This window comes from Roseitalea sp. (genome assembly GCF_984466335.1).
Window position 1 is genome coordinate 1 of sequence record NZ_CFIFWG010000085.1, and the last position, 8,736, is coordinate 8,736.

The following is an 8,736-nucleotide window of genomic DNA, read 5'->3' on the forward strand; positions in this document are numbered from 1 at the left end:
ACTCACCTACATCACCCGCGCGGTCCCGCTCTATGAAGTGCTGAACGAAGAGGGGCTCGCGCTGATCGAGGCCAATGCCGACAGGGTTCTGGAGGAGATCGGCATCGAGTTCCGCGAGGATGCCGAGGCTCTGGCGCTGTGGAAGGAAGCCGGCGCCGACGTCAGGGGCGAGCGCGTGCGCTTTCCAAGGGGGCTGTGCCGCGACCTTCTGAAGACGGCGCCGCCGGTCTTCACCCAGCATGCGCGCAATCCGGCGCGCTCGGTCCAGATCGGCGGCGATGCGACCGTGTTCGCGCCGGTCTACGGCCCGCCCTTCGTGCGGGGCCTTGACGGCGAGCGGCGCTACGCGACGATCGACGACTTCCGCAACCTCGTCCGGCTCGCCTACATGGCGCCGTCGCTGCATCATTCGGGCGGCACTGTGTGCGAGCCGGTCGACGTGCCCGTCAACAAGCGTCATCTGGACATGGTCTACAGCCACATCCGCTTTTCGGACAAGCCGTTCATGGGCTCGGTCACCGCGCCCGAACGCGCCGAGGACAGCGTGGCGATGGCCAGGATCGTCTTCGGCGAGGCTTTCGTGGACGCCAATTGCGTGCTGATCAACCTGATCAACGCCAATTCGCCCATGGTGTTCGACGGCACCATGCTGGGCGCGGCCAAGGTCTATGCGCGCGCGACCCAGGCCTGCATCGTCTCGCCCTTCATCCTGGCCGGCGCGATGAGCCCGGTCACCGTCGCCGGCACGCTGACGCAGATCCTCGCCGAGGTGCTCGCCGGCGCCGCCTTCACCCAGCTTTGCCGGCCCGGCGCGCCGGTCGTCTTCGGCACGTTCGCCGCCTCGATCTCGATGCAGTCGGGCGCGCCGACCTTCGGCACGCCCGAGCCCTCGCTCGTCTCCTACGGCGCGGCGCAACTGGCCCGGCGCGCCGGCCTGCCGTTCCGCACGGGCGGCTCGCTGTGCGGCTCCAAGCTGCCCGACGCGCAGGCCGCGCACGAAAGCGCGAACACGATCAACATGACACTTCTGGCGGGCACCAACTTCGCCCTGCATGCGGCCGGATGGCTGGAGGGCGGCCTTGTCGCCTCGTTCGACAAGTTCATGATCGATGTCGACCAGCTCGGCGTGATGCAGGCGATGAGCCGCGGCGTGGACCTGTCGCAGAACGGCCAGGCGCTCGATGCGATCGCCGAGGTGGGGCCGGGCAGCCACTATCTGGGCTGCGCGCACACCCAGAGGAATTTCCAGACCGCCTTTTATCGCTCGACGGTCGCCGACAACAATTCCTTCGAGCAGTGGCTGGCCGAGGGCGGCAAGCGCGTCGAGGAGCGGGCCAACCAGCGCTGCCGCGACTGGCTGGCCGCCTATGAGGCGCCGGCGCTCGATGCGGCCATCGACGAGGCGTTGCAGCTCTTCATGCTGCAAAAGAAGGACTCGATGCCCGACGCCTTCGGCTGAAGCGAGCCCGGTTCGGCCAGGGAGACAGGCGCGGGGCGGAAGGTGGGGCGGATCATCCACGATGCGGTCTGGCGGGTCGGGCGGTGAGCCGCCATGCCCGTCGTCTGCGCGCGCGCCAGCTTTCCGCAGGTCCCGGTTCAGACTTGCTTAATGTCTCATCAACCTGCTGGTAACGATGTGCGGCTAATCATGGGCGCCGAGGCGCCGTGACGCCTTTCGGCCTCCGGATCAGGTACTGCGTACCGGAGTTTCCGTCCCGGCTCGGGCCCGTGTCGGGGTTCTTGTATCGGGGCGCGGCCACATCGCCTGAAGCGTACCGGCCATATGCGGCGCTTTTCTTTTCCTCCGACTGGCTCTAGAGCCTTTCATGCTTGTATGGAAACAGTTCTGTTTTGCGGTCGGCGTGATGATCCGGCAGGAGAGACGCGCAGCGCGTAGCCGCGCTACGGGCAAGCGGCTCGACGCACCGGGCGTCCGCCGCCCGAAAATCCACCCGAACCGGCTTGGGCGCTTCAAGTTGCCGGTCGCGGCAAGCCGCGACCGGTGGGCCGGGGCTTTTTGCGGCAAATCCATCGGACCGCTGCTTGCCCGGACGACCAGTCCGTGCTGCGCAGCGTTCCTCGACCTTGCCGCAAAACCCCTCCGGCAGTACGATTCCATCCAAGCATGAAAGGCTCTCGCTCTCCTGCCATGACCGAGGCGATCATGTTCCAGGGCACCGGGTCCGATGTCGGCAAGTCGGTGCTGGTCGCCGGCCTGTGCCGGCTGTTCGTGCGGCGCGGGCTGGCCGTGCGGCCGTTCAAGCCGCAGAACATGTCGAACAATGCCGCCGTCGCCGACGATGGCGGCGAGATCGGGCGGGCGCAGTGGTTGCAGGCGCTGGCGTGCGGCGCTCCCGCGTCGATCCACATGAACCCGGTTCTGCTCAAGCCGCAAAGCGACAATGGAAGCCAGATGGTTGTGCACGGCAAGGTGGCCGGCATCGCCCGCGGCGCCGACTACAAGCGCCACAAGCCCCGCCTGATGGGCGCGGTGCTGGAGAGTTACGAACGGCTCGCCGCCCAGGCCGATCTCGTGCTCGTCGAGGGCGCCGGCTCGCCCGCCGAGATCAATCTGCGCGCCGGCGACATCGCCAATATGGGCTTCGCCACGCGCGCGCGCGTGCCCGTCGTGCTGGTCGGCGACATCGACCGGGGCGGCGTGATCGCTTCGCTGGTGGGAACCCACGCCGTTCTCGCCCCCCCGGATCGGGCGGCGGTGATCGGCTATCTGATCAACAAGTTCCGCGGCGAGGTGTCGCTGTTCGATGACGGGCTCGAAGCGATCGGGCGCTTCACCGGATGGCCGTCGTTCGGCGTCGTTCCCTGGCTGGAGGCGGTGCGGCGCCTTCCGGCCGAGGATTCGGTGGCGGTCGACAGGACCGGCGGCAGGGCCGGCGGCGCGCTCACGGTCGCGGTGCCGGTCCTGGGCCGAATCGCCAATTTCGACGATCTCGACCCGCTGGCCGCCGAACCGGACGTCGATGTGGTGATGGTGCGGTCCGGCGAATCGATCCCGTCCGATGCGGACGTGATCGTGCTGCCCGGCTCCAAGTCGACGATTGCCGATCTGCGCGCGCTCGACCGCAATGGCTGGCGCGGCTCGATCCGCGCGCACGCGCGGCGCGGCGGCCACGTCATCGGCCTGTGCGGCGGCTACCAGATGCTCGGGCGCGCCGTGCGCGATCCGGCGGGCATAGAGGGCGCGCCGGGCGAGGCCGAGGGTCTCGGCCTGCTCGACATCGAGACGGTGATGAGCTCCGGCAAGACGGTGCGCAACGCGCAAGCCCGCTCGATCCGGTTCGGGGCGCCCCTTGCCGGCTACGAGATCCATCTGGGCGAGACGACGGGTCCCGACTGCGCCCGCCCGGTCGCCATGATCGGCGATCGGCCCGATGGCGCGACATCGCCCGACGGACGGGTGTTCGGCACCTATCTGCACGGGCTGTTCGACGGCGGGCCATTTCGCCAGGCCTTTCTGGGGCAGTTCGGCATAAAGGCCGAGGCGGTCGATCATCGCGCGCGTGTCCTTGCCGCCCTCGATTCGCTGGCCGATGCGCTGGAGGCGGTGGTCGACGCCGATGCGATGCGCGCCGCCGCCCGATCGTTCCGGGCTCGGCGGGGAACCGCCGAATTGCGTTGACTTGGGGTCTTCGGCCCGCCTAACCTGACCGGACCGATCGGTTCCGCCAAGCCCGTGGCGCGGCGGACGAAAAGGGAATGCGACGGGCGGACCCAAGCCGGGCGCTTCAATCGCAGCCGACCCCGCGACTGTATGATGGCGCGGACGTCCTTCGCCGCTTTGCGGCGGCCACTGGCGCAAGCCGGGAAGGCTGGACGATCCGATGCGGTTCCGACCGCGCCGCCATGAGCCAGGAGACCTGCCGATCGCGACGAAACCTCACGGGACGGGCGTTCCCGGAATGGCCAGACACGCGCAGCGCCGGGCCGGCATCGCCGCCCGCGGCGGGCTTTCCGGTCCATTCCCCGACACCCGGTCCGCCATGGCAGGAAGGCCGCGCGGGAACCATGGACGACACCGAACTTGGCGATGGCGCGACACTCGTGCTCGGCGGCGCGCGTTCGGGCAAGTCCGTCTTCGCCGAGCGGCTCGTGGCCGGCACCGGCCTGACGCCCGTCTATATCGCCACCGCGCAGGTTTTCGATGCGGAGATGGGCGCGCGCATCGCCCGTCACCGCGCCCGGCGCGGCGCCCGCTGGCGCCTCGTCGAGGCGCATGACGACCTGGAAGGGGCGCTCGCGCGCGAGGCGGCGCCGGGCAGCGCGGTGCTGGTCGACTGCCTGACGCTCTGGGTCACCAATCTGATGCTCGCCGAGGCCGATCTTCATGCGCGGTTCCTCGCGCTCTTGGACGCGCTGGCCGCGCTGGATAGCCCGGTTGTGCTGGTGTCCAACGAGGTGGGGCTCGGCATCGTGCCCGACAATGCGATGGCGCGCGATTTCCGCGACCATGCCGGCCGGCTCAACCAGGAAGTGGCCGCCCAGGCGGCCGCGGTCTTTTTCGTGGCGGCGGGTTTGCCGCTCAAACTCAAGGGGTGAAGGATGCTCAACGAGAAGATACCGGCGACGGTCATCACCGGCTTTCTGGGCGCTGGCAAGACGACGATGATCCGCAGCATGCTGCACAATGCGAACGGCAGGCGAATCGCCCTGATCATCAACGAGTTCGGCGATCTGGGCGTCGACGGCGAGGTGCTGAAGGGCTGCGGCGTCGACACCTGCACCGAGGACGACATCGTCGAACTGACCAATGGCTGCATCTGCTGCACGGTGGCCGACGATTTCGTGCCGACCATGACCGCGCTGCTCGAACGCGATGTCCGCCCCGATCATATCGTCATCGAAACGTCCGGTCTGGCGCTGCCGCAGCCGCTGGTCGCGGCCTTCAACTGGCCCGACATCAAAACGCAGGTCACCGTCGACGGCGTTGTCACGGTGATCGATGCGGCGGCGGTCGCCGAGGGCCGGTTCGCATCCGACCATGACGCGCTCGACGCCCAGCGCCTGGCCGATGAGACCCTCGACCATGAAAGCCCGCTCGAAGAGCTGTTCGAGGACCAGATCCGCGCCGCCGACATGGTCGTTCTGAACAAGGCCGATCTGGTCGACGACCATGCGCTCGACGCCGTGCGCATGAATGTGGCCGGCCAGGTGGAAAGACCGCTCAAGGTGATCCATGCCAGCCACGGCAACCTGCCGGTCGAGGTGCTGCTCGGGCTTCGATCGGCGACCGAGGACCAGATCGCGATGCGCAAGTCGCACCATGAACTCCATCACGCCGACGGCCATGCGCACGACCATGACGATTTCGACAGTTTCGTGGTCGAGGCGGAGGCCGTCCGCGATCCCGACGGGTTCGTCGCCGGCCTCAGACGGGTGATCGCCGATCATGACGTGCTGCGCGTCAAGGGGTTCTGCGCGGTGCCCGGAAAACCCATGCGGCTCGTCGTGCAGGCCGTCGGCCAGCGCATCGAAACCTATTTCGACCGGCCCTGGGCGGCGGACGAAACGCCTTCGACGCGGCTGGTGGTGATCGGCCTGCACGATATGGACGAGGCGGCGATCGCCGATGCGGTGAAGGCGGCGACCTAAGGTGTCGTCGACCCGAACCCCCCTTTGTCGGCGCAGCCGACAAAGGGGGGTGCTCGAACGTTGCGAAGGGCATATCTGAATGCACCTGCTGCTGGCCCGGAAAGGCGCGCTGACCGACGGCGAGGGCGAGGCGGTCGATCTCGGCCAGACGCCGGGCGATGTGTGCGTGCTTTCGGCGGCGGACACCGAACTGGCGAGCCTTGCGGCCGCTCACCGCGCGCGGGGGGGCGGGCCGTCGCTGCGGCTCGTCAACCTGACGCAGGTGCGCCATGCCATGTCGGTCGACACCTGGATCGAGCGGACGGGGCGGCACGCAAGGTTGGTCGTCGCGCGGCTGCTCGGCGGGGTGTCCTACTGGAACCATGCGGTCGAGGCGCTGCGCGCGGCGGCGGGCGCGTACGGGTTCGCGCTGGCGCTGCTGCCGGGCGACGACCGGTCCGACCCGGCGCTCGATCCGTTCTGCACGGTGCCCGCCGCAGACCGCGGCCGGCTCTGGGCGTTCCTGCGCGAGGGCGGGCCGGACAATGCGGCGGCCTTTCTGGCCGGGTGCGCCGATCTGTCGGCGGGTCGTCCGGTTATGGGCGAGGCCGTGCCCCTGCTGAAGGCGGGCGTTCTGGAACTCCCCCTCTCTGTGCCTGGCGGGACATCTCCCCCAAAAGGGGGGAGGGCGGGAGCCAGGTCTGCCCGTTCGCGCCCACTCTCCCCCCTTGTGGGGGAGATGTCGGCGAAGCCGGCAGAGGGGGGTGCCGGCATGGCTTGCCACGCCGGCATCATTTTCTACCGGGCGCTTGTCCAGTCGGGACAGACCGCGCCGGTCGAGGCGCTGGCCCGGGCGCTCGCCGAGCGCGGCATGGCGGTGACGCCCATCTTCGTTGCAAGCCTCAAGGACGATGTGTCCGTGGCGACGGTGATGCGCCTGTTCGAGGCCGACCCGCCCGATATCGTCATCAACATGACCGGCTTTGCCGTCTCGGCGCCGGGCGGGCGCCACGTGCCGACCGCGCTGGAAGCGACCGGCGCGCCGGTCTTGCAGGCGGTGCTGGCCGGCGCCTCGTGCGAGGCGTGGGCCGCCTCCAGCCAGGGCCTGACCGCGCGCGACCTGGCCATGAACGTCGCCCTGCCGGAGGTGGACGGGCGCGTGCTGTCGCGGGCGATCTCGTTCAAGGCCGCCGAGACCTGGGACGAGGCGACCCAATGCACCATCGTCGCGCACAGGCCGGTCCCCGACCGGATCGCCTTCGTCGCCGATCTGGCCGTGGGCTGGGCGCGGCTGCGGCGGACGCCGGCGTCCGGGCGGCGCGTCGCCATGGTGCTCGCCAACTATCCAAACCGCGACGGGCGGCTCGCCAACGGGGTGGGGCTCGATGCGCCCGCCGGCACGGTGGAAGCGCTGCGGGCGATGGGGCGGGCGGGCTACGATGTCGGCGAACCGCCGGCCGACGGCGATGCGCTGATCGCGCACCTGAAGGCGGGGCCGACCAACGCGACGGCCGATGGGCGCGCGGTCCGCGAGACGCTTTGCCTGAATCATTACAAGGCGTTCCTTGAATCGCTTCCCACGGCGATTCAGGATGCGGTCGTTGCCCGATGGGGCGCGCCGGAGGCCGACCCCTTCTTTCGGGACGGTGCGTTCGCCCTGCCGCTCGCGCGCTTCGGCAACGTGCTTGTCGGCATCCAGCCGGCGCGCGGCTACAATATCGATCCCAAGGACAGCTATCATTGCCCCGATCTCGTGCCCCCGCACGGCTATCTGGCCTTTTATGCCTTTCTGCGCACCCAGGCCGACGTGCACGCCGTTCTCCATATGGGCAAGCACGGCAATCTGGAATGGCTGCCGGGCAAGGCGCTGGCGCTGTCGGAGACCTGTTTTCCGGAAGCCGCGCTCGGCCCGCTGCCGCACATCTATCCGTTCATCGTCAACGATCCGGGCGAGGGCACCCAGGCCAAGCGGCGCGCGGCGGCCGTCATCATCGATCATCTGACCCCGCCGCTGACCCGCGCCGAGAGCTACGGCCCGCTCAAGGATCTCGAAGCGCTGGTCGACGAATATTACGAGGCGGCGGGCAACGATCCGCGCCGGCTCACGCTCTTGAAGGCCCGCATTCTCGACCTGGTGCGCGATATCGGGCTCGACCGGGACGCCGGCATTGCCCGTGGCGAGGCGGACGATGCCGCGCTCGAAAAGCTCGACGCCTATCTGTGCGATCTGAAGGAGATGCAGATCCGCGACGGGCTGCACGTCTTCGGCAAGGCGCCCGAGGGCCGGCTTCTGACCGATCTGGTCGTGGCGCTGGCCCGTGTCCCCTCGACAGGCTGGGGATCGGCCGCGCATGAGAGCCTGCACCGGGCGATCGCGGCGGATGCCCTTTCACCTCATCGTGCGCCTGTCGAAGGGCGAGGCGAAAGGGCAGGCCCGCCCCTTCGACAGGCGCACGATGAGGGCTCGCCGTCGGCCTTCGATCCCCTCGATTGCGCCATGGCCGAACCCTGGACCGGCCCGAGGCCGGCGATCCTGGCGGGCGTTTCCGGCGATCCCTGGCGCAGCAATGGCGATACGGTCGAACGGATCGAACGGCTCGCCGCGCAACTGGTCGACGGCGCGGTCGAATGCCCGCCGGGCTGGGCGCGCGCGCGCGCCGTGCTCGGCCGGATCGAAGCCGAACTCAGGCCGGCGGTCGAAGCGTGCGGCCCCGCCGAGATCGACGGCGTTTTGACCGCGCTCGACGGCCGGTTCGTCGAACCGGGTCCGTCGGGCGCGCCGACGCGCGGGCGCCCCGACGTCCTGCCCACGGGCCGCAACTTCTTTTCGGTCGACAGCCGCGCCGTGCCGACCGAGACCGCCTGGGAGCTTGGCCGGAAATCCGCCGATCTTCTGGTCAGGCGCCATGTGCAGGACCATGGCGACTGGCCGACATCGCTGGGGCTGACCGCTTGGGGCACCTCGAACATGCGCACGGGGGGCGACGACATCGCCCAGGCCATGGCGCTGATCGGCGCCAGGCCGGTCTGGGACGGCGCCTCGCGGCGCGTCACCGGCTATGAGATCGTCGCGCCGGTGGCGCTCGGCCGGCCGCGCGTCGACGTCACCTTGCGCGTCTCGGGCTTCTTCCGCGATGCCTTTCCCGA

At 69.4% G+C, this 8,736-nt stretch carries 5 protein-coding genes and 1 riboswitch; all 5 genes read left to right on the forward strand.

Going from position 1 to position 8,736, the window contains the following annotated elements; all coding sequences use genetic code 11:
- Nucleotides 1–1,459: trimethylamine methyltransferase family protein (locus AC5E6L_RS09170; RefSeq protein ID WP_491772784.1), on the forward strand; the 1,459-nt coding region annotated here is incomplete at its 5' end.
- Between the two features lie 690 nt (nucleotides 1,460–2,149).
- Nucleotides 2,150–3,640 carry a cobyric acid synthase gene (locus AC5E6L_RS09175; protein ID WP_491230403.1) on the forward strand — a complete coding sequence of 497 codons (1,491 nt, stop codon included), beginning with the start codon at nucleotides 2,150–2,152 and terminating at the stop codon, nucleotides 3,638–3,640.
- Between the two features lie 21 nt (nucleotides 3,641–3,661).
- Nucleotides 3,662–3,900: riboswitch (cobalamin riboswitch) on the forward strand.
- A gap of 126 nt (nucleotides 3,901–4,026) precedes the next feature.
- Complete coding sequence (gene cobU / locus AC5E6L_RS09180) at nucleotides 4,027–4,557, forward strand: bifunctional adenosylcobinamide kinase/adenosylcobinamide-phosphate guanylyltransferase (RefSeq protein ID WP_491230402.1); 531 nt, start codon at nucleotides 4,027–4,029, stop codon at nucleotides 4,555–4,557.
- A 3-nt stretch (nucleotides 4,558–4,560) separates the two neighbouring features.
- The gene (gene cobW / locus AC5E6L_RS09185; RefSeq protein WP_491772787.1) at nucleotides 4,561–5,610 is read left to right on the forward strand and encodes a cobalamin biosynthesis protein CobW; all 1,050 of its coding nucleotides are present in this window, start codon (nucleotides 4,561–4,563) and stop codon (nucleotides 5,608–5,610) included.
- Between the two features lie 79 nt (nucleotides 5,611–5,689).
- On the forward strand, nucleotides 5,690–8,736 hold a 3,047-nt coding region (gene cobN / locus AC5E6L_RS09190; protein WP_491772789.1), incomplete at its 3' end, for a cobaltochelatase subunit CobN.

Coding starts and splice junctions, on each gene's coding strand:
- cobW (WP_491772787.1), top strand. CDS start 4,561: ATGCTCAACGAGAAGATACCGGCGACGGTCATCACCGGCTTTCTGGGC.
- cobU (WP_491230402.1), top strand. CDS start 4,027: ATGGACGACACCGAACTTGGCGATGGCGCGACACTCGTGCTCGGCGGC.
- AC5E6L_RS09175 (WP_491230403.1), top strand. CDS start 2,150: ATGACCGAGGCGATCATGTTCCAGGGCACCGGGTCCGATGTCGGCAAG.